This is a genomic window from Streptomyces sp. NPDC050988 (assembly GCF_044456225.1).
Lineage (GTDB): Bacteria > Actinomycetota > Actinomycetes > Streptomycetales > Streptomycetaceae > Streptomyces.
Genome location: NZ_JBITFQ010000034.1, coordinates 34570 through 54464 on the forward strand (window position 1 = coordinate 34570; position 19895 = coordinate 54464).

At 68.6% G+C, this 19895-nt stretch carries 16 protein-coding genes; 1 reads left to right on the forward strand and 15 read right to left on the reverse strand.

Annotated features, from left to right (window positions below; genetic code table 11):
* The first annotated feature begins 263 nt into the window (after nucleotides 1–263).
* Complete coding sequence (locus tag ACIBEI_RS41775; RefSeq protein WP_398896061.1) at nucleotides 264–1334, forward strand: nucleotidyltransferase domain-containing protein; 1071 nt, start codon at nucleotides 264–266, stop codon at nucleotides 1332–1334.
* 267 nt (nucleotides 1335–1601) lie between these two features.
* On the opposite strand, the gene ACIBEI_RS41780 is transcribed toward ACIBEI_RS41775, so the two are convergent.
* The 15 genes from ACIBEI_RS41780 to ACIBEI_RS41850 form a co-directional block, all read right to left on the reverse strand.
* On the reverse strand, nucleotides 1602–2252 hold the full coding sequence (locus ACIBEI_RS41780) for a hypothetical protein (RefSeq protein ID WP_398896063.1): 651 nt from the start codon (nucleotides 2250–2252) through the stop codon (nucleotides 1602–1604).
* A 586-nt stretch (nucleotides 2253–2838) separates the two neighbouring features.
* Nucleotides 2839–5592 carry a Helicase associated domain protein gene (locus ACIBEI_RS41785; protein WP_398896065.1) on the reverse strand — a complete coding sequence of 918 codons (2754 nt, stop codon included), beginning with the start codon at nucleotides 5590–5592 and terminating at the stop codon, nucleotides 2839–2841.
* Between the two features lie 310 nt (nucleotides 5593–5902).
* The gene (locus tag ACIBEI_RS41790; RefSeq protein ID WP_398896067.1) at nucleotides 5903–6706 is read right to left on the reverse strand and encodes an endonuclease/exonuclease/phosphatase family protein; all 804 of its coding nucleotides are present in this window, start codon (nucleotides 6704–6706) and stop codon (nucleotides 5903–5905) included.
* 183 nt (nucleotides 6707–6889) lie between these two features.
* Nucleotides 6890–9238: a Helicase associated domain protein gene (locus ACIBEI_RS41795; RefSeq protein WP_398896068.1), complete on the reverse strand. Its 2349-nt coding sequence runs from the start codon at nucleotides 9236–9238 to the stop codon at nucleotides 6890–6892.
* Nucleotides 9239–9311: 73 nt separating this feature from the next.
* Nucleotides 9312–10106 carry a tetratricopeptide repeat protein gene (locus tag ACIBEI_RS41800; RefSeq protein ID WP_398896069.1) on the reverse strand — a complete coding sequence of 265 codons (795 nt, stop codon included), beginning with the start codon at nucleotides 10104–10106 and terminating at the stop codon, nucleotides 9312–9314.
* 30 nt (nucleotides 10107–10136) lie between these two features.
* A complete protein-coding gene (locus ACIBEI_RS41805) occupies nucleotides 10137–10805 on the reverse strand; it encodes a TetR/AcrR family transcriptional regulator (RefSeq protein ID WP_398896070.1) in 669 nt (222 codons plus the stop codon).
* The gene (locus tag ACIBEI_RS41810; RefSeq protein WP_398896071.1) at nucleotides 10802–11665 is read right to left on the reverse strand and encodes a protein phosphatase 2C domain-containing protein; all 864 of its coding nucleotides are present in this window, start codon (nucleotides 11663–11665) and stop codon (nucleotides 10802–10804) included. Before ACIBEI_RS41810 ends, ACIBEI_RS41805 begins: the two co-directional genes overlap by 4 nt.
* 68 nt (nucleotides 11666–11733) lie before the next feature.
* Nucleotides 11734–13221: a tetratricopeptide repeat protein gene (locus tag ACIBEI_RS41815; protein ID WP_398896072.1), complete on the reverse strand. Its 1488-nt coding sequence runs from the start codon at nucleotides 13219–13221 to the stop codon at nucleotides 11734–11736.
* Between the two features lie 174 nt (nucleotides 13222–13395).
* Nucleotides 13396–14211 (reverse strand): class I SAM-dependent methyltransferase, encoded by an 816-nt coding sequence (locus tag ACIBEI_RS41820; RefSeq protein ID WP_398896073.1) that lies wholly within the window; start codon nucleotides 14209–14211, stop codon nucleotides 13396–13398.
* 22 nt (nucleotides 14212–14233) lie between these two features.
* Entirely contained in the window at nucleotides 14234–14467 is a 234-nt protein-coding gene (locus tag ACIBEI_RS41825) for a hypothetical protein (protein ID WP_398896074.1), read from the reverse strand.
* Nucleotides 14468–14561: 94 nt separating this feature from the next.
* The gene (locus ACIBEI_RS41830; RefSeq protein WP_398896075.1) at nucleotides 14562–15236 is read right to left on the reverse strand and encodes a 2'-5' RNA ligase family protein; all 675 of its coding nucleotides are present in this window, start codon (nucleotides 15234–15236) and stop codon (nucleotides 14562–14564) included.
* 8 nt (nucleotides 15237–15244) lie between these two features.
* Nucleotides 15245–16210 carry an endonuclease/exonuclease/phosphatase family protein gene (locus tag ACIBEI_RS41835; protein WP_398896076.1) on the reverse strand — a complete coding sequence of 322 codons (966 nt, stop codon included), beginning with the start codon at nucleotides 16208–16210 and terminating at the stop codon, nucleotides 15245–15247.
* 90 nt (nucleotides 16211–16300) lie between these two features.
* Nucleotides 16301–17569: a tetratricopeptide repeat protein gene (locus ACIBEI_RS41840; protein WP_398896077.1), complete on the reverse strand. Its 1269-nt coding sequence runs from the start codon at nucleotides 17567–17569 to the stop codon at nucleotides 16301–16303.
* A 153-nt stretch (nucleotides 17570–17722) separates the two neighbouring features.
* A complete protein-coding gene (locus ACIBEI_RS41845) occupies nucleotides 17723–18847 on the reverse strand; it encodes a hypothetical protein (RefSeq protein ID WP_398896078.1) in 1125 nt (374 codons plus the stop codon).
* A gap of 134 nt (nucleotides 18848–18981) precedes the next feature.
* Nucleotides 18982–19875 (reverse strand): endonuclease/exonuclease/phosphatase family protein, encoded by an 894-nt coding sequence (locus tag ACIBEI_RS41850; RefSeq protein ID WP_398896079.1) that lies wholly within the window; start codon nucleotides 19873–19875, stop codon nucleotides 18982–18984.
* Between the last annotated feature and the right edge of the window lie 20 nt (nucleotides 19876–19895).

Here is a 19895-nt window from a genome sequence, read left to right on the forward strand (position 1 = left end):
AGGCCGACGGTGGGACCGACCCCGAGCATGCACTGGCGACAGCACACTGCGGACATGATAGCGAGTCAACTCCGCTCTGGCACAAGGCGGATCTCTCCCACGCTTGGCAGGCGCCCGGGATTCTCGGCGGCCGACCGGCTGAGCCTACGTCTTCTGCGGGACCGGGCGGGCCGCCCACGACGCGCGCTGTGTACTTCTGCCCGTACCGGTGCTTCCCTCTCCACCCGATGGATCCTCCCCGTCCTCGAAACCCTGCCGACGGGATGCCCGAAGCCGCCCCTCGGCCCGCTCGAGAACTCGGTGCCCACCACTTCACCCAGGAGGCAGGTGCCCGCACGACCGAAGAACTCGCCGTCGTTGTCCACCTTGGCCTCGACGACGACCGAGTGCTGCGCATCATCGCCGACTCCGAACAACTCGGTCTGACCTGCGTCGCCTGGGTGGGCGCCGCGCCACTACGCTGGCCGCCAGGAATGGAAGGGGAAGGCGTGAAGCGGGCACGGGCCGTTGAACTGATCGAACACATGCTGTACCGGCTCGACGACAGCCAGGAGTGGCCGCTCAGCCTAGTACGGCAGATCTGGCTGTTCGGCAGCTTCGCGCGCGGCGCCAGTGCCCCACACGACGTCGATGTCGCCGTACGGATCGAGCGCGACGAGCGGATGAAGGAGATCATCCTCCACTCGCTGCTCACCGGACGCGGCAACCCCTACACCCCGCTGCGCCGCGCCCTGACGGGAACCTCTCGCGGCCTGCAGTTCCAGTTCGACGACTCCGTACGCAAACAACTTGAAGCAGAGGGCACCGTGATGCTGCCGCTGTGGCAGCGCGGCGACACCTTCGACCAGGCACTCGCAGTCCTGCACGGCATCGCCGAGGACCCCGACGCCGGCCGCGCCGAACGCCACGACATGATCGACGCGTTCACCGGGCTCGACCGCCACATCCCCCGCCCCGTACGCGCCGAACTGATCAAGTGGCAGCACAAGGACCTCATCACCATCTCAAAGGTGTCCCTCCCTGACGCGCCGGACACCTACCTGCTCGACGACCCGAACATGCAGTGGGCCTTCCGCCGTTGGACGCCGGACAGCCCGCTGCGGCGCGCGGCCCTCGCCGGTTTGTCCCACCTGCAACGCCTGGGTGCCGAGCTCGACGACATCGACCTGTCTGGCACGCGGCTGCTCACCCCACGACGTCTGCAAGGGCACACCGCAGCGAGCCGTTGTGGTGGATCAACTGGAAGTGGCAGGGCTACCACGGCATCCCCTACTGCGTCCCTGGCGGCAAGGCGTGGCTCGAGGTGGTCGGGCCGACCCGCACTCGCCCGCTGACCGCCCTGATGATCCAACCAAGGTCAAGTGCCGGGGACATCCAGGGCTGAGCACGCTGGCAACCACACGTATGTGACGGCGACGACGGGGACACTCGTTGTGACTCGTCGACAGGGGTCGGAAGCGCCCTCGGTCGCCTCGCCGTCACCTGGCGCGGAGGAGCGCTCCACGTCGTTTCTGTGTGCAGACCAACTCACGTTTCTCAGTCTGAAGGGGGCTTGGACGGAGTCGGGTGCGGGGCTTCGTGCCAGGGGGAGGTTCGAGAGTTCAGAGCAGGTGATGAACCGGGCGCGGCTTGAGTCCGAGCTGTCGCATGATCTTGGCCTGGGCGACCTCGGCTTTCACCTCCTTCAGCTTCCGGCGCTCCCCGGTCAGGACGCTCCAGGTGTTGAACAGCGCGCGCAGCATGGCGGTCCAACTCTCCTGGCCGGCCTGCATGTACTGGGCGGGGAAGGTGCCGTGCGGAATCGCGGACTCCTGCTCGTAGACGTTCCAGCCCAGAGCTTGTACGAGCTGGAAATGCTCACCTTCGAGTGCGGCCCAGAACGCCACCCATGTGCCTTCTCCGCCTTCGGTGGGGCCCCAGTGTGCGGCAACCACTGGGGCGTTGCTCCTGGTGCGGGCGATGGGCCGAGACCAGGTTACGTACCCTGATTCGGAGGGCAGTTGATCGGGGCTCAGGTTACGGCGTGCGAAGAAGTCGGTTCGGGCGCTCTCGCTCCGGTCCGGCGAGAGATGGAACAGGTCCGCTTGGGTCAGCCGTTCGGCCTCTGTGGCCGCGAGGTGAGCGGCCTTCTTCTCAAGGGACTCCAGGAGTTCGGTATCGGCAGAGTGCTGAAATGCCCGGTTCCCCCCTACGGCCATGATGTCCCGCCAGTTCTCGGTGGCGTTGGTGATGAGGAATTCATAGGAAGTCATCCAAGTTTCTCGGCACCACTTCGGTGAGGTGACGTCACGCAGGATGGTCCGGTTTGGGCTGACGGAAATGAGCTGATCCATGCCCTGAGCCTAGTTGTTGGACTTCCGGAAGGCGACGGCACTGACCATTTCAACCGGCGCGGAGAGGACGCGGCTACGCCGTCCTCGGACGGAGCGCAGGCCGATGGCGGCGGGGAATCGGAGCGCCGCCGGGTGAGACCGTGGCCGACGGCATTGCGGTCGGCTCTGATGTGGTCGCTCCGGGGCTGCCCTGCGTTTGCGCGGTGGTGCCACAAGTGACCCGGGCGTTGGCGCAGTAAGGCCCGGAGAATATATCTGACTCTCTCCAGGGGGTGGGGGGGGGGGGGGGGCGGGGGGGCCCGCCCCCCCCCCCCCCCCCCCCCCCCCCCCACCCCCTGGAAGACCGGCTACCCTACGCGGTCCTGGCCAACTGAGGCTCTTGGGGATGCACAGTTGGCAGAGTGCTGTGCCACTGGTACTGGGCGCTCCGGCAGCCGTACGGCCGAGGCGGCGGCCGTTGGTGCGGGTGCCGAGTCGGCCGTTCTGGCCAGTGTTGGCGGAACTGTCAATTCAGCCATCGCATGCCGATCTCTGCGAGGTCCCTGATACGTTCCGCAGCGAGTCTGCCATTTTTATGCTCGGTTCGCTGGCGGCTGATCCAGCCGCCGAGGCGCAGTTCTTCCGGGAGGTCGGTGACGTACTTCGAGGGGATCTCCAGATGGTGATGGGTGCGATAGAACTCCTTGGCGGCGGCGTAGTTGTCCCGCCATGTGGCCTCCTTGACATCCCAGATCATGCCGAGCGCGTCAAGTTCTGAAATCCGTTCTTCTGTCAGTTTTCCGCGAATTCGACGATCCCGTACTTTTGATATCCAGGCCCCCAGTCTGAATTCCTCACCGTCGAGGCCGGTCATTGTGCGCTTAGCTGGCACGTTCAGGTTGCCGAATTCTGCGTGATACAGGCGCGCGACGGCGACAGCTTGCTGCCACGCTCGCTCGAAAGGTCGTATCAGCTTCACGCCCAGGCCTTCGAGTGCGGCAGTGCGTTCGGCGCTGAGTGTGCCGGCTTCGATTTCGGCGTGCTGGCGATAGAGCCATGCGCCGAGGTCGACCTCGCCGTCGGGTAGTTGCTCGATGTGCCGGGTCGGCAGATCGAGGTTGCCGTGACGGGCGTAGTAGGCCCGTGCCGCTTCGAAATTGCGGCGCCACGTGTCCTCGTAGGGCTTCCAGATCATTCCCAGTGCGTCGAGTTCGGCGATCCTCTCCGGGGGCGTCTTCTTGTACTCATCACGCCTGACTTGCAGCCACAGTCCCAGAGCGAAGCCTTCGGAGCCGTCCTGAGTCTCTTCGACATGGTCGCGCGGGACCCGAAGATGACCGTGCTGTTGGTGGTAGGCGCGGGCCGCTTCAATGCCCCGCTTCCAGTTTTCTGCGAACACCGCCCACACCATGCCCAGCTCGTCCAGCGCCTCACGCTGCTGAGCGGACACCTTCTCCTGCCGGCCTCGGAGGTTGTTGATCCATGCGCCGAGGCGAATCGGGTCGGGGCCAGAGGTGACGTAATTGCGGGGGACGCGCAAGTCTCCGTGCTCGGCACGGTACTTGGCCGCAGCTTCAAGGCGCCGCGTGAAGTACTCGTCGAGGGCGTCCCAGACCATGCCGATCTCTTCGAGCTGGGCATGCCGGGCCGGCGACAGTCTGCCGGTGCTGTGGAGCTGGCGGACCCACTGGATCCACTGTCCCAGGGCAAGCCCGGAGTCGGTGACGAAGTCCCTGCGGACCAGCAGGTCGCCGTGCTCGGCGGCGTAGGCGACGGCGGCCCCGACGTGTTCTTCCCACGAGGCGGTGGTGGAGCGGACCGCCTTTACCGTGATCGCCTGAGCGAATCGGTGGGGCACTGGTATGCCGTGGACCTGGAGCCACTCCGGCAGATCCGCGAGGGGATCCCGGGAGGGCTGGTACCCCCCGCCCAGCTCGCGGCGCCTGGCCTCCAGCTCCGCACCGAGAGCTTCGTCGTGCGCGGCCAGCGCGCTCACCACCTGCCAGACAGGACCGTAGGCGGAGTCCTGCAGAGCGCTGACGGGGTCCTGGCCGGGTTCCATCAGGACCGGGACGAAGATGTACGCGGTCTTGTCGGTCCTGCCGCCCAGACGCAGTGCCCGGCCGACGGCCTGAACGGTGTCGATCGTGGATTTGCGGGCGTCGATGAAGGCCACGCCGTCAACGGCCGGCGCGTCATAACCTTCCGAGAGGACCCGCGCGTTGGAGATGACCACCCGGTCCAGGCTCTTGTCCGCCAGCTTTCCGAGCTCCGCGCGCCGTTGGGCGCGGGTCTGGGAACCGCGGACGTAGCCCGTCGTCAACGTGTCCGCCGGCCCGAGCAACGCGTCTGCCCGGGGCAGTGTCTGGGCGAACCAGCGCGCGTCGGCCACCAGACGGTGATAGGTGATCATGCGCTGGACGTTGAACTCGCGCGCTGCCCGCAGAATCGCGACCTGGCGGGCCAGCATGGGCGCGGATATCGCGGATCGCCCGAGCTGCAGGAAGGTGCTGCCGTCGCGTTCGGTGGCAAGGCGGTGCATCTCCTCGTCCGTGACAACGGAGACGATGACCCGGTAGTCGGCCAGGAGTCTGCGCTCCCGGGCCGTCGCGAAGCTCAGCCGGTGTCCGACGCGGCCGAAGACCCGTTCGTCGTCCATGCTGACGACCTCGGACAGATCGCCGTCGCGCACGCTGACCAGACGCGGTGTCGCCGTCATGTAGAGGCGCTTGAATGCGGGCACCAGCTCGTCGTCGTGCATGGCCGACCACTGCCGGTCCCTGATTCCGGCCGAACGGTGAGCCTCGTCGACCACGATCAGCTTCCACGGCTGCACACCCCGGTACTGGTGTGCAGCGACCAGAGTCGGCAGGCTCTGATAGGTGATGGCCACGGTGCTGCGTCCCCGCCTCGTGCGCAGCAGTTCGGCCAGCTCACCGGGGTCGGAGGTGACCTCGATCTGAAGGGCGCGCAAGTCGTCGGTCGTGTCGCGGTCGGCGACCTCTCTGTCACCGCACACCGCGATGATGTGGCCCAGCGCCTCACGCCCGAGCGCCTCCAGCCAGGCTGCGAGCGTCTGGGCGATCAGATCGAGCGTGGGCACCACGATCAGCACCGGCTCGGACGGCGACACCGCCTTTGCGACTTCGGCTCCGACCCGGGTCTTTCCGGTGCCGCACGCCATGACGTTGGTGACGCGCCTCGCCGAGAAGAGTTCTTTCCTGAGGTCTTCCAGCGCCTCGTGCTGGTGATCCCACAGGGGTGATGCTGTCACGGCCACGTTCGCTGTCTCTGCTCTCGATGTCGTAGGGGCAGGCGCCCTGTCGGCGCCGTCCGTCGTGTTGTGGCAGGCCCAGACCTACGGCCGGGTGAAGCCGGGTTGAGGGGGTGCTCCCGCCGCAGAGGAGCCGCATGTGCCGTCGGTCCGCTTCCGCAGCGTACGGGGATCCGGTTTCCCCACCCGGAACAGGACGTGTTCCTCCGGTGGGAGTGGGCGTTCCGGGCACACCGGTAGGTGTTGCCCGGAACCGGTCAGCGTGTCAGGGGTCGGCTGGCGTCATGCCGTCCGTGCTGGGCGGCGACCGTCGGGCTCAGGTGTAGGAGCGGATGAGGGTGGTGTCGACCGCTTCGAGGTCGAGCTCCCAGGTGATGCCGTAGTGGTCGCTGGCCGGGCCCGGGTCCACTCGCTTGTACGACCGCAGCGCCGGACGCAGGGCAGGGGTGACGTGAGCCTGGTCGACGCGCAGCAATCCGGCCTTTCCGGTCGCCTGCCAGTCCTTGAAGTGACCGCCCACGTCGGTGAACTCGCCGTCCCGGAACCTCTTGCCCACGATGCGGTTGCCGCGCCAGGGCTCGTCCTCACTGTCGCGCGGCAGGCACCGGGAGGTGCGGTTGTACGGCTGGACGGCCTCCCAGTCGATCTCCGGGTCGTGCAGCGGGCAGTGGTTGATGTCGCCGGCCACGATGCCGATCCCGCCGTACCGGTAGGCCCGTGCAATCAGCAACTGGGCCTCCGTCGCGGCGACTTCGGCGGAGTACGGGGTCAGGTGCGTGCTGATCGCGACCAGCGGGGCCGGGAGCTGCCGCTCCAGGCCCAGGGGATTGAAGCGGGGCGCGCAGTAGCCGTGGTGCATGTCGGTGGCGGAGTACTTGGTCTCCGTCTCCAGCTTTTCCAGGACCGCGGGATCCCAGGCGACCGCGGTGTTCAGGTTCCGGGACGGCGCGACGGCCAGGCTCATGCCGAGCGCCTGCTCAGCGGCCTCGGCCTTGTCGGTGTCGGCCAGCCAGTCGACCTCCTGAAGCAGGAGCAGGTGCGGGGCGACGCCGCGGATGACCTCGATCAGGCTCTCCCAGCGTCCGTCCCGGTCTGCTCCGTACTGGGCATTCTGGCTCATGACAGTCAGCATGGTTCTCCTCGTTGGGGGTCGGGGCCGTACAGGAATGTGAGTCAAGGAGCGACGCAGGTCGTACTCGTGAGCCGGCCCGTCGTGAGGCGGGCAGGCCCTAGTGGCATCGGGGAGGCGCACGCGGGCAACGGGCGCTGACCGGTGGTGGGCGACGCCTTGTGGTCATGGGGCTCACTGCTTGGCCGGTCCGGTCACAGGGAGGCGGACGCCGAGATCGGTGAGCTGCCGGACGTAGTCGGCAGGCAGGCTGCCGGCGCGGGCCTTTTGTCTCTGTTTGGAGACCCATCGGCCGAGATGGATGCTCTCGGGCGGCGGCGTGACGTAGCTCTGCGTGGGATTGGCGTGCCCGTGGGCGGCTTTGAAGGCCTGCAGCGCCGTGATGTGCAGCTGGTAGCGGTGCGCGTCGGCGTTCCAGATGAAGCCGATCGCCTCCAGGTCCCGGAGCGCCTCCGGTGCGAGGGTGCCTTTCCGTTTGCTTCTGCGGACCGATGCCACCTGTCTGCCCAGGCGGCGGGGGTCAGGGCCGGGGGTGCGGTATTCCTGTGGGATGTCGAGGTCGCCGTGCGCACGCTGGTAGACGTCCAGGTCGGCAAGGAACCGGGACCAGATTTCCTCCCGCCGGTTCTCCCACACCATGCCGAGCGCGTTCAACGCCTTCACGTGGTCGGCGTCAAGGAGGCCTTCGGCGTGCCGGTCACGCAGTCGGCGTGCGGCATTGAACAGGTCGAGGGGATGGGCGCCGGGCGTGACGTAGCCGGCCGGAATGGATAAATGCCCGTGGGCCTTCTTGAAGGCGCGCAGTTCATCGAGGACCCGATGCCGCTGGTGCTCCAGGGCGTCCCAGACGACTCCGAGCTCTTCGAGCGCGGCCCGCCGCGCAGGGGTCTGCGTTCCGTCCTTGTAGCGGGTGCGTTCGTAGTTCATCCGCTGCCCGAGAGGGAAACCACCCGCTGTGACGTGCACGGCGGGCACGAGGAGGTCGCCGTGCTCGGCCTTGTAGGCGGCGCAGGCGCCGAGGAATTCCTCCCACGTCTCGGTGCTGGACCGCACGGCCCGAACGGTGATGGCGTCGGCGAATCCGGGCGGGACGGGTACGCCCGTGATGTGCAGCCACTCGGGAAGCTGGTTTCGGGTGGGCAGGGGCCGGCCGTTGAGGGAGCCGAGCCTGCGGCGCAGGCCGGCCAGGTGCGCGGCGAATTCATCGTCGTGGGCGGACAACGCGCGAAGGACCTGCCACACCGCGGCGTAGGCGGAGGAGTCGAGGGCTGCCTCCGGGGTTTCCCCGGGCCCGAGGTGGACCGGGACGAAGATGTAGGCGGTCTTGGGCCCCTGGTGACTGCCTCGTCGCAGCGCCCTGCCGACAGCCTGAACAGTATCGATCGCCGAGTGGCGGGGGTCGATGAAGGCCACCGAGTCAACCGCGGGGGCATCGACGCCCTCGCCCAGGACACGGACGTTGCTGACCAGCGTGAACACGTCGTCGTCGGCGCGCAGCAGGTCGAGAATGCGGCGGCGCTGGGCCAGGGGCTGGCCGCCGTGTACATGGTCAGCCCGTATCCGCGCCGGACGGTCGCCGTCGTCAAGGAGGCCCGCGGTGAGGGGCAGAGTGGTCGCGAACCAGCGGGCGTCGGCCACGCTGTTGTGGAAAGTCAGCATCTTGCGGATGCCGTGTTCACGCGCGGCCCGCAGCACCGCGATCTGGGTGGCGAGCATAGACGGCGACAGTGCGGAGTCACCGACCTGGAGGAACTCCGGGCGGGAGCGGATGGTGGATGCGGCGGCACGGATCTGCTGGTCGGTGACGACGGATACCACCGTCTGGTAATCGGCCAGCAGCCCGAGTTCACGGCCGCGTGAGAAGGACAGCTTGAACGGTGCGTTTCCGTAGACCTTCGTATCGTCCATGCTGATGATGCGGTCGCCGCCCGCCGCCACGATCTTCCGGGTCGCGGTCAGATACAGGCGGCGGCGCGCGGCTATGCGGGTGTTGTCGTGAAACGCCGTCCACTGCCCGTCCGCCAGCCCTGCCGTGCGGTGCGCCTCGTCAGCGATGGCCAGGTCGAAGGGCGGGAGCCCGTGGTCCCGGTGCGCGGCGGTGATCACTCCGAGGCTCTGGTAGGTGCAGGCCACGGTGGCCCGGCCCCCTGAGGCTATGAGGCGGGCGAGTTCGGCCGGGGCGGAGGTGACGACTGCACGCTCGGCATCCAGTTCAGGCCGGTGGTCGGCGACAACCGCCGGGTCGGAGCAGACCGCAGTGATCCGGCCCAGCACGTCGTCACCGAACACCCTGCGCCACTCGCGCAGGGTCTGAGCGAGCAGTTCCAGGAGCGGGGCGACGAACAGCACCCGCCCGGTGGCGGGGTCAACGACCAGGCGGGCCACTTCGCCCGCAGTCCGGGTCTTCCCGGTTCCGCAGGCCATCGGCAAGGTGACGCGCTCGCTGGTGGTCAGTTCGCCCACCGTCGCGGCCACCGCTTCTCTTTGGTGGGGCCATAGTTCAGGGACAGGGGATATCAGCAACAGGGTTCCTCGCAGGTGCTGCCGGTCCAGGACCGGATGCCGCCGAGGCGGCGTACGGCAATAGGGGCGCCGGCTATCGGCCGGTGATCGTCGCGTGGTCCTGACGTATCCGGGCGGTGACCGGGTGCTGCGGCCCCAGGGCCCGCACGCTCACGTCCACGACGTCGTCAGCTGCGGCCGACGCCTCGAGCCGTTTCCCAGCGGCGTGAAGGATCAAGGCAAGATCGCACCGGGCCTGCAGCGCGTACGGATGACCGGCGCCCTGATGACGCTCCCGCATCACGATCAAGCCGTCGGCGGCCTGCTCCGCCTCGTCCCACCGGCCCAGCGCGCGCAGGGTGGCCATCAGCAGATGCTGCGCAGACCAGGTGACCGGGTGAGACCGGCCCAGGGCACGCGCGATCACCTCGCGGGTCTCGCGAATCCACGGTTCAGACTCCGCCGGCGCGGTGTGCGCGAGGACCCGCCCCAGGGAGAGAAGGGCCAAGAGCGTTGCTTCGTGCCGCTGCCCGAGCGCCGACTCGCCTCGCCGGACGGCATCTCTCGCCAGAGCCTCGGCCTCGATGAACCGCTCCTGCTCGCAGACGGCCGCCGCAAGGTGGCCGAGCGCGTCGACTGCGCGTTCTCCCTCAGGCTCGTGTATGCAAGCGAGCAGAATCCGCCGCAGTTGCTGCTCCGCGTCGTGGAAACGGCCCAGCCCGTGCAGCGCGAGGGCCCGGCCGCGCAGGGCCTCCAGGAACAGGTGACTGTCCTGCGGGAGGTCGCCGAGCAGCTGGTGGTAGAGGACTTCGGCTTCGTAGAACTGCCCGTCTCGGTAGGCGCGTTCGGCCTGGGGAAGAGCGTCGTCGGGCGCTGTTGCTGTTGCCATCGGGAGGTGTTCTCTTTCGCGAGCTGTGTATCAGGTGGTTGGTGTGCAGGCACCGGCTCTGCCGCCGGCCGGGACGGGGGCAGAGCCGGTGCCCGGCAGGAGGTTCCGCGCGGTGTGGGCGATCTGCGCACGAGCCTGCTGATGGGTTTCGGCCGGGACGAGGAGGTAGGACAGCGTCATCCGGACGACGGCCTCGACGGCCCGCAGCTGGTCGGGACGGGCGGGTTGGCCGCCGGGCACGGCGGCGTCCGTCAGACGGCGACAGAGGTCAGCCAGGGCACCGGCCAGTCCTCGGCCACCACTTGTGGCCGCTGTCCCGTAGCCATGGCCGGTGAGGACATCGTGGAACAAGGGATGGGAACGGCTCGATGCGAACGCGAGAACCCAGCTCATTGCTGCGGCGAGGCAGTCGCCGTGGTCCGCGCCCTTCCCGCGGGCCTGACGCCACCGCCGGCCCGCTCCATCCAGCATCCGGTTGGTCTCACGCTCCAGCAGGGCCCGGGTGATGCCGTCCCGGTCACCGAACTCGTTGTAGAGGGTCTGCCGTGACACGCCTGCGGCGGCCGCTATCTGCCACATCGCGGTCCGCCGCCACGTCCCGTCCGTGTGCATGCCGAGCGCGACGTTCAGCACGGATTCCCGGACGCTCGGCCGGACCCCCGCCGGTCGCTGACGGGTCGGCGCGCTGCCGCCGCTCATGCGGCCGCGCGGTCGACGTGGGCGAACCGCAGGAAGGCGAGCGCCTTGTCGTCGTGGACTTTGTAGCGCGGCCAACGCCGACCGTCGGGATCGTCCGCCTCCGCGTCCTGAATCGCGCGGACGACCTTTTCGGGGCTGCCGGTGAGGCAGGCTCTGGTCAGGTCGTCCCAGGTGGAGTACAGCCCGTACTCCTCCACGCCGGCGCTCACCCCGTCCGTCATCACGAGGATGTCGGCGATGCTGGCGGTCGGCCAGGAGCGCACCACCGCGTGGCGGGCGGCTTCCGGGACGGCTTCGGCGACCCAGTAGCCGCCCGGTGCACCGTTGTTGAGGTGACGGAGCTGATGGGCGCGGAGTTTCTGGAGCAGGGCCCGGTGTTCCGGCGCCGCGAAGCTGCGGCCGGCCAGAAGCCACCTCCGGTATTCCTCGTACGCCGGGTGCCCGGAGACCAGTTGCGCGAGGCGGTCGTCGCGTACGGGGTCGAGCTCCCCGCGGACGGTGCGCGCGATCACGGGAGTGTCCGCCAGAACGAGCGCGTCGGTCGTCTCGCCGGCGTGCCGCACGATCGAGACGGTGGCAGCCGGGGATGATCCGGCGACCAGGCCGTGCTCGCGGACGATCGCCAAGATGGCCTGTTCGAGCACGTGCCGCAGGTCGGCGTCCGGGTCGGCGGCCAGGACCGAGGCCACCTGGTTGCCGAGGACCTCTGCGTACCAGCCGCCGCGGGGTTCCTCGTCCGAGACGGTCGAGACGCCGTCCAGGACGATGACCGCTCCCGGGGCCTGCACGATGCGGTCCTCGCTGGGGCGGCCGCCGCCGGAGAGTTCCCCGGTGGTCAAGGAGAAGCCGGTATGGAGCATTTGGTGATCGTCTTTCTGTGGAAGGAGACAGGGGAGGAAGGGACGGGCGAGCGGGGGAGATGGGGTGGTCAGCCCACGGTGATCTCGTGGTGGATGTTGCGGATCTTGATGGTGTGGTGCGCCTGCGCCCCCTGGGCGCGCACGCTCGTGGTGAGGGTCTGCTCGGCCATGACCGCCGCTTCGTCCCCGCGGCCGGTGCGGTGCAGCAGGAGGGCGAACTGGGCGCGGAGCAGGAGGGTGTGGGGGTGCTCCGGCCCCCGCGTGGCCTCGCGGATGGCGAGCAGGTCCTCAGCCAGGACGGTCGCTTCCTCGAGGCGCTGCTGGTCGCACAGGAACTCGACCAGCAGGTGCCGGGCGGCCTGGGTGTCCGGATGGTTGAGGCCGTGGACGGCGTCCAGCGTCTCGACCAGGGGCCGTAGCAGCGACTCGGCGTCGGGCTCGCCGGTCGAGGCGAGCACCCACGCCAGCGCCAGACGTGCTCCCAGGGCCGTTTCGTGCACCTCGGGGAGCGCGCGCTCGGCGCGGCGGACGGCTTCCCGGGCCAGGGCCTCTGCCTCCACCCACCGGTGCTGCTCGCCGACGGCCTCGGACAGCCGGGCCAGCGAATCGACCACGGAGGCCGCGTCGCGGCCCGCGAGTTTTTCCCGGCCCGCCAGGGCACGCCGCAGCTGTGCCTCGGCCTGCGCCCAGTGCCCCAGCCCGTAGGCGACGAGGGCGTGATCACGCACGATCTGCAGGTGCCACAGGTCACCCACGCAAGGGCCAATCTCCACCCCGGCAAGTACTGCAATGTACAGCTCGTCGGCCCGCTCGAACGCGCCCTCGTCGACGGCGAGTTCGGCAGCCTGCAGCAGACTGTCGATTGATTCCACGTCAGCTGCACCCACTTCAGCCCCAGCAAGGCCACCACTCTCGTGGGAACGGGCGGAGTCCTGTGCGGCGCCACCGAGGGGGATCCGGGCAAGAGGTTGGCCCCAGGTGATCGTCTTGTTCTGGTTGTCGGCACGAACGTTCACCACGTGCACGGCATCGATGGCCAGCGGGGCGTGACCGGGCTCCACGCGCCGCAGCTTGCGCTGGACCTGGTCTGAGTCGGCCTCCCCGGTGGCGTACGCGTGGGTGAGATGCAGCACGCCAGTGTCGAAGGCGCCCGCGTCCGGCCCGAAGACCTCCTCGACCCCCGCGCGCACCCGTCGGCCGACCTCAACCAGCGGCCCGGCTGCGCTCAGGTCGTAGATGGTTCCGGTGCGATAGCTCAGGCAGCTGCCCACCATGACGGTGACCGGCTCCATGTCCCTCAGCCGCCTCGTCAGTCCGGACACCAGTTCCTCCCGCTGCGCGGTGGAAAGACTGCCGGCACTGTGTCCCACGATCTGCGCCAGGGTGATGTGGAGCCACTGGTCCTCGACGTAGGCGAGCGGGAAGTCCGCGAGGGCGGCGCGCTGCGCGGCGATGAGCCGGGCGAGCCGCGGATTGCGCTCAAGATCAACCAGTGCGTAGACGTGGAGCAGCTCAAGGCCGTCAGGCCACTGTTCACTGCCGTGCATAAAAGTCATCGCTTGCACAGAAGTTCCTTTCCGAGAGTAGGAGCGACTTGTTGTCGTACGGCCGGTGTCCGTGCGTACGACGGCGGGCACCGGCCCGTGGACGCCGGCTGGCTCAGGCGGCCTTGCCCAGATGCAATTCGTGGGCGCGCGTGAACGTGCAGGTGTTGCGCTGGGCGGGTGTGGTCAGGCTGGTGCGGGTTCGGCGGGGCGGTGTGCGGTGAGCAGATGGGCTTGGCTGGTTTCCCGGAATCGGCCGCTGGGCTCCCAGGCGGCCAGCAGCGCGCGAAGGTCGCGTTCGTAGGCGTCGCGCTGCTCGGCGAGGACAGCTGGTGAGGAGTAGATCTGGGAGAACTGCCAGGTCACGAGGTCGTCGAGGGAGACGTCGATCTGGTAGTCGGCGATGGTATGGACGAGGTCGGAAAAGGCGGAGGCCCGCAGAATGTCCTCGTGCCGTCCGTCCTGGAACCTGAGGCGCTGGCCACCGGTCGGTCCGGCGTGTCGGCGCTGGCCCAGGTAGCGTGCGCGCACCCGGTGGACCGGCGCGTCCCAGCTCGGTTTGGGATGCCCGTGCCAGCGGTGCGAGAGCAGGGCCACGCAGCCGCCGGGCCGGACGATGCTGTCGAGGTTGTGCAGGGTGACTTCGCGGTTCACCCAGTGGAAGGCATCCCCGAGGGTCACCACGGCGAAGCCGTCTCCCACACCGTCCGGGAGCCGCTCGGCGGTGCCCTGCCGCCAGTCGATCCCGGTGACGTTCTGGAGGTCGGCCTGCCGCCGGGCCTCGTCCAGCATTTCCAGCGAGGGGTCGACCGCCGTGACCGCAATGCCCCGCCGAGCCAGGTCGAGGGCGACCACACCGGTCCCGGTAGCAAGGTCCAGGACGCGACCGCCACTCGCGAGGCGGGCGACGGCATTCAGAAGCTGCGCTGGGTAGCCGGGCCTGACGTGGTAGAAGGCGGCGGCGCTGTCGAAGATCCGGTCCGTGTTGGTGTACGTCTCCACAGGAACGTGCTCCTTTCGGGTTTCAGACGGCTTGATCGAAGGCCAAGGCGCGGCACACCTCAGCGAGACGGGTCAGGTCGAGGTCGGCTATGCGTTTGTCGGCGAAGCGGACGTTGTCGCGGTCAGCGGCGAGCTTGTCGGTCAGCGACGGCGGACCCGGTGCACGTGGGACGGCCGGGCGTCTGCCGCTGGAGGGCCGGGTACTGCTCGTCGCCCCGTGTTGGCGCACATGCGACATGAAAGTCGTCGCTTGCACAGAAGTTCCTTTCCGAGAGTAGGAGCGACTTGTTGTCGTACGGCCGGTGTCCGTGCGTACGACGGCGGGCACCGGCCCGTGGACGCCGGCTGGCTCAGGCGGCCTCGCTCAGATGCAATTCGTGGGCGCGCGTGAACGTGTAGGTGTTGCGCTGGGCGTCCTGGCGCTCCCACACCAGCCACACGCTCGACACCGTGGCGCGGGTGCGGACCGCGGGCCGGATGGTCTTGCCGATCGCGGAAGCGAACTGGTCGGAGCGGGCAGCGAGTTCCGGCGTGCTGCTGTCCTGCGTGCCATAGCCGCAGGACATGTGCGGCCAGAAGTGCTCCTCTTCCGGCGGCAGGGACAGGCCCGCGCAGATCAGACCCGCACGGACGGCACGGTTGAGCGCGGCCGGACCCGTCTCGGGCCAGATCTCGACGATCCCGGCCGACCCCGACGCGCGGGCCGGCCCGATCTCGATCTCGAAGGCCTCCAGGGCGTTGAGCTCACGCTGAACAGCCACAGCCGCGCGGTCAAGCAGTTCGCTGTCCACTCGGACGCCGTCGCTGGTGAAGGGCTCCACTTTCTGGACCGTCATGTGCACGTCCTCGTCCGCGATCGGCGTGATCACGTCCGGGTACTGCTCGACAACCTCCCGCAGCCGACCGAAGTAGTCCATCACCTGCCGGTCGCGCTGAGGCAGCCACAGCACATGCGGCTTGATCCAGTCCTCCTCCGGGCCCGCCTCGCGGCCCCACAGCCGCTTCGGTCCCATGAAGTTCCTCATCGCTCCTCCTAGCTGGTTCGGATCTTGCTGGGCTCGACGTCGATGTAGACGGGGAGGTGGTCGGACGCCTCCTCGGCGGTCGGGCTCCGGTGGGCCTGGTAGGCCGTCAGCGCTGGGGCGACAGGCCTGGTGGCCAGGATGAGATCGATCCTCCGTGCTCCCCAGGGATCGGGGTCGCCTTTGCCGTCTTCCCAATGTCCAACGGTCGGCTGCCACGGCACCCCCAGGTGGGCCGCAGCGTCGACCATGTATCCGTCGCGCAGGAGCGCCTGGGTCGCGCGTTCGGGTACGTTGCGCCTCCACCAGCGGCCGATCGAGCGGGGGGCGACCTGGAATTCGAGATCGTCGTGGCGCTGACGGAGGTAGACGTTGTGGTCGTAGTAGCGGCGCAGACCGAACCAGCCTCTGACTCTGGCCGCGGACAGTGAGTTGAAGTCCCCCAGGACGAAGCCGGGTTGGACGCCGCCGGTCTGCCGGAAGATGCCCTTCAAGCGCAATGCCTCTTCGGCACGCCATCGGGGGCGGAATGGGTCGCCGTGGTAGCTGGCGACGAGCACCGGCTCCTCGGCGCCGATATCGAAGCGGGCCGTCGTGCAGCCGTGCCAGAAGTCGGGTGCGCCGAAAGGCCGGTAGGAGTCGCCGACGAGTTGGACCGTTTCAGGGTTCCACAGGATCGCTGTGAACCAGGGCCGGTGCCAGTTCGCGGCCATGGCGGTACCGTGCGGGTACCCGGAGGTCGCGCCCACCTGTGCTGTCAGGCCGCACTGCTGGGCGAGATCCTGGATGAGCTCGGCGGCATAGTCCTCCCAGTACTCCCGACTCGTGGACCGCTCGTTGACGACGACTTCCTGCAGGGTCAGGATGTCGGGGCCTATCTCGCAGATGGCATCGACCCGGGCGCCCCAGGAACTGGTGGTGCGAGTCAGGGGGGTGAGTTTGTAGGCGTTGAGGTTGGCGAGACGCCTTGCGGACATGGTCCCCTCCTGGGCTGTGAGTTTGACGGTGCGGGTTGGCGGCATGGCATCCGACCGTCACTGGTGCGGTCGTGGGCGGCCTCGTGCGGGTCAGCCCGAGGAGCCGGCGTCCAGGCAAGCTCGGACCCGAGCGGCGTCGCGCGGGCTGATCGGCTCGTACAGGGCCAGGGCACGGAGGTAGTGGTCGCGCGCGGGTCCGGTCCTGCCCTGCAGGGTGAGGGCATCACCGAGCATCTCGGTGCTTCGGGCCGTCCAGCGGTCCGAGCCGTGGTCGGCGAACTCCTTGCTGGCGTGGCGCAGACACCGCTCGGCTTCGGCGAAGTCTCCGGACTGCGCGCGGGAGGCGCCGAGCCAGGCCAGTGCCCGGGCAGCGTTGAACCAGTGTTCCGCAACGAGCGCGCGGAACGCGGCGCGGAAGATGTCGGTGGCGCGGGCATAGTCCTGGGAGTCGAAGGCAACCCGGCCGCGGCAGATGTCGGTGAGCGCCACGCCGCGCTCGTAGCCGAGGGCGGCTCGAATGGCGCGCGCCTGCTGGAGAAAGCGTTCGGCCTCGGCGAGCCGGCCCGAGTCCAGGTGGACGTTGCCGATTTCGTGGAGGGCCTGCGACGCGGTGCGCTGGTCGTCGTCCGCGACGGCCAGGTGATGCACCTGCTCGAACACTTCGAGGGCGCGATCGAGTTGGCGGTCCGACCTGAGCCCCACGCCCCATGTGTTGAGCAGGATCCGTTGTGCAAGGCGGTGTCCGCAGCGCTGTGCGGCGTCGAAGCCGAGCTCGTGGGCCTCGAACCAGGCGTTGTAGTCGTGCACCCGGTGAAACCAGGGCCACATCGCGTGCACCAGCTGCCACGTCGTGGCGTAGAGACCCTTTCGGTGGGCGACGCGGACAGCCTCCATCAGGTTCGCGTGCTGCGCCTGGAGCCAGGCGAGCGCCGTCGTCTCGTCGAGCAGGGGCGCGGCCACGATGTCCGGGGCGGAAGTGTCCCGGTCGAGGACTTGGTGCGCAGGGGTAACCAGACGTTCGCACGCGGTCGCGGTGAGCAGATACCAGTCGAGGGAACGACGGGTGACCTCTGCCTCGGTTCCGCTGGGCTCGTCTACAGATGCCAGGGACCGCGCGTGCTGCCGTGCACGGTGGTGAAAGCGGTAGACCATGTCGCGCCCGCGCTGGTGGCCGAGATTCCCCAGGAGACGCAGGGAAGAAAGCTGTTGCAGCACCTGGGCGGCCTGCCCAGCGGGCAGGCCGCAGACCGCAGCGGTCAAGCCCGCGTCGATGGTGTCGGAGAAGACCAGGCCCAAGAGCCTGTAGACGCGGGAGGTGCTGGGCGGCAGATCCTGGTGACCGTCCAGCGAACTACTCACGGCTACCTCCGGGATATCGGGTGCGGGCTGGAATCCAGGTGATGCTGGCGGTGAGACGCCGGTCGAAGACGGCCGGGCGGTGATCAACGCGCTTGGGGAGGCCGCCGTTGCCCGGCAAGGGTGTGCGCGTGCCGGGCAACGGCTGTGCGGCGGTCAGGCCGCCGGTTTAGCGGGGGAGTCCCCTACGAGGCCATGCATCACCTCGGCGCGGGATGGTGTGATCACCCTCGGCAGGAGCGGCTGCTTGCGCCATCCGGGCAGCGGCTCGACCGAGCGCCGCAGGAGAGTCTCGACGAGCTTGCGCTTCGAGATGTCGACCACCACGATGTCGTGATCGCTGAGCCCGTCCATGGGGATGACATGGACCTCCTCCACCGCCTGGACGGTGTAGGGGTCCATGTAGACGCGGTCGATCCGGTGCGGGCCGCCCTGGTCGGGCCGTGCCCGGCCGGCAGTGGGGGCCAGCGCCTGCAACTGCCCGTGGTGCGCCGCCCAGCGGGCCGCGTCGTACATGCGGCAGTGGTGCATGATCTTGTCCACGTTCGTGTAACTGCGCCAGGACCCGTCGGGCAGCAGCTCGGCACGGTGGGCCCGGTGCACCTCGTCGGTGACGCTGGGGGAGGACCAGTCGGGATGGGGGACCAACTCCCCCTCGGGCTCAGGCAGGTCATTCGCGTCCATGAGCAGCCAGCACGCGGCCCAGCCAGGATCAGCGGATTCCCCCGGCGCCGCGGCGCCGGGCTCCCCTTCCTCGTCGGCCGGCCTGCGATCAGCCTTGATCTTGTCCACGAGCGAGGTGAGGCCGAAAACCTCGTTTTCCCGAGCCGGTGGCGAATTGAACGACTGGTGGGCGACACCGACATGGATCGCCGCCGGCGCCCCGGGCACGCGCAGGGTCAGGACGGTCGGCGGGGTCCGCTGTCCCAAGAAGGGACGCCGGGCATCAGGCCCGAAGAGGAACGAGCCAGGACGCACAAAGCAGCCCGTCGGATTGTTGCCGTAGCCCATCTCCGCGCGGAAGCCCTCCATCTTGAGGAGGTCCTTGTGGGCCTTGAACCGCCGCTCCGCCGCTTCCACTTCCTCAGGACTGGCACCGGCCCGGGTCTGCGCATGCGTCAGCTCCGTCATACCGAGAAGGTCCGGCGCCAACGGGACGAGGACCTCGTGATGCACCGCGAAGAACACCGGCGGCAAGGTCCCCGGTTCCAGCTCGGGGCCGCCGTTGCGCTCCACATTCGCGTTCACGAGCCGGTACTGGTCGTCGCGCTTCTTCTTCACTCACGCTCCTTAGTGATTTAGAGGACAGGGATTTCGGATATGGGCGCGCTGCCGGAGCGCAACGGCCAGCCCGCGTGTGGCGGTTGCCGGGTAGCGCAGGGCACGGTGATGCGCCGGTGGCCGCCCTGGATCCGTCATGCGGCGCTGTTGGCCTGCGATTCGCGGGGGCGGCGGTGCAGGCGGATGTCGAGCTGGACCGGCAGGTGGTCGGAGAGCTTGGTCAAGTCCGGGGCTTCGGGCATGAGGGTGCGGTAATCCACGACCTCGATGCGCCGGCCCGTGACCAGGATCTGGTCCAGGCGCAAGGGCACCTTCTCGTTGTCGTACCAGTAGCCCACGGTCGGCCCGCGCTGGACGCGCACATCGTTTTGCGGGTCGCACCAACCGGACTTAAGGAGCAGACGGCGGGCGCCCCGGTCCCAGCCGCCGAAGGAACCGTCCGGGAGGACCTCGCGGTAGCGGTGCCACAGATACTGCGGCACTCGCGACCAGTCCTCTAGCTCCGGGTCGTTGTCATCCGGGGCGTTGGCGTCCATGAGCAGGACCTTGTCCTCCGGCCAGCCGGGGAACTCCCCGCCGAAGTCGGCCAGGAAGTGGGCCTCGGCCAGCCGGGCCGCGCCGCTGTCGAAGGACAGGTGCGTGCCGAGAGCGAGCAGAGGGATGCCGTCAACGTCGAACACGTCCCGCGAAACACCGTGGTAGAAGGCACCACGCGCGAGTTCGGTGTGCGGCCTGCTCGGGGTGAGTTTGTCCGCGTTGTAGAACATGATGCTGTGGTTGCGCCCGTCGCCGATGCGGGATGTCACGGGCGGCAGCGCGGTCAGACCGGTGATGTTCTCAACGTCTTTGATACGCCGGCCTTCATGCCAGCCGGTGCCCTCCATGATCCACAGCAGATCGAGGTCGTAGAACGAGTCGAGAAACTCCAGCTGCTGAATACGCCGGTCCTCGCTGGCGCCGTCGATGCCTCCGTCCTTCACGTTCCACGCAAGTTGGGTGAGCTCGATGCTGGTGTCGGCCGCGGTCATACGTTCTCTTTCCAGGTGGG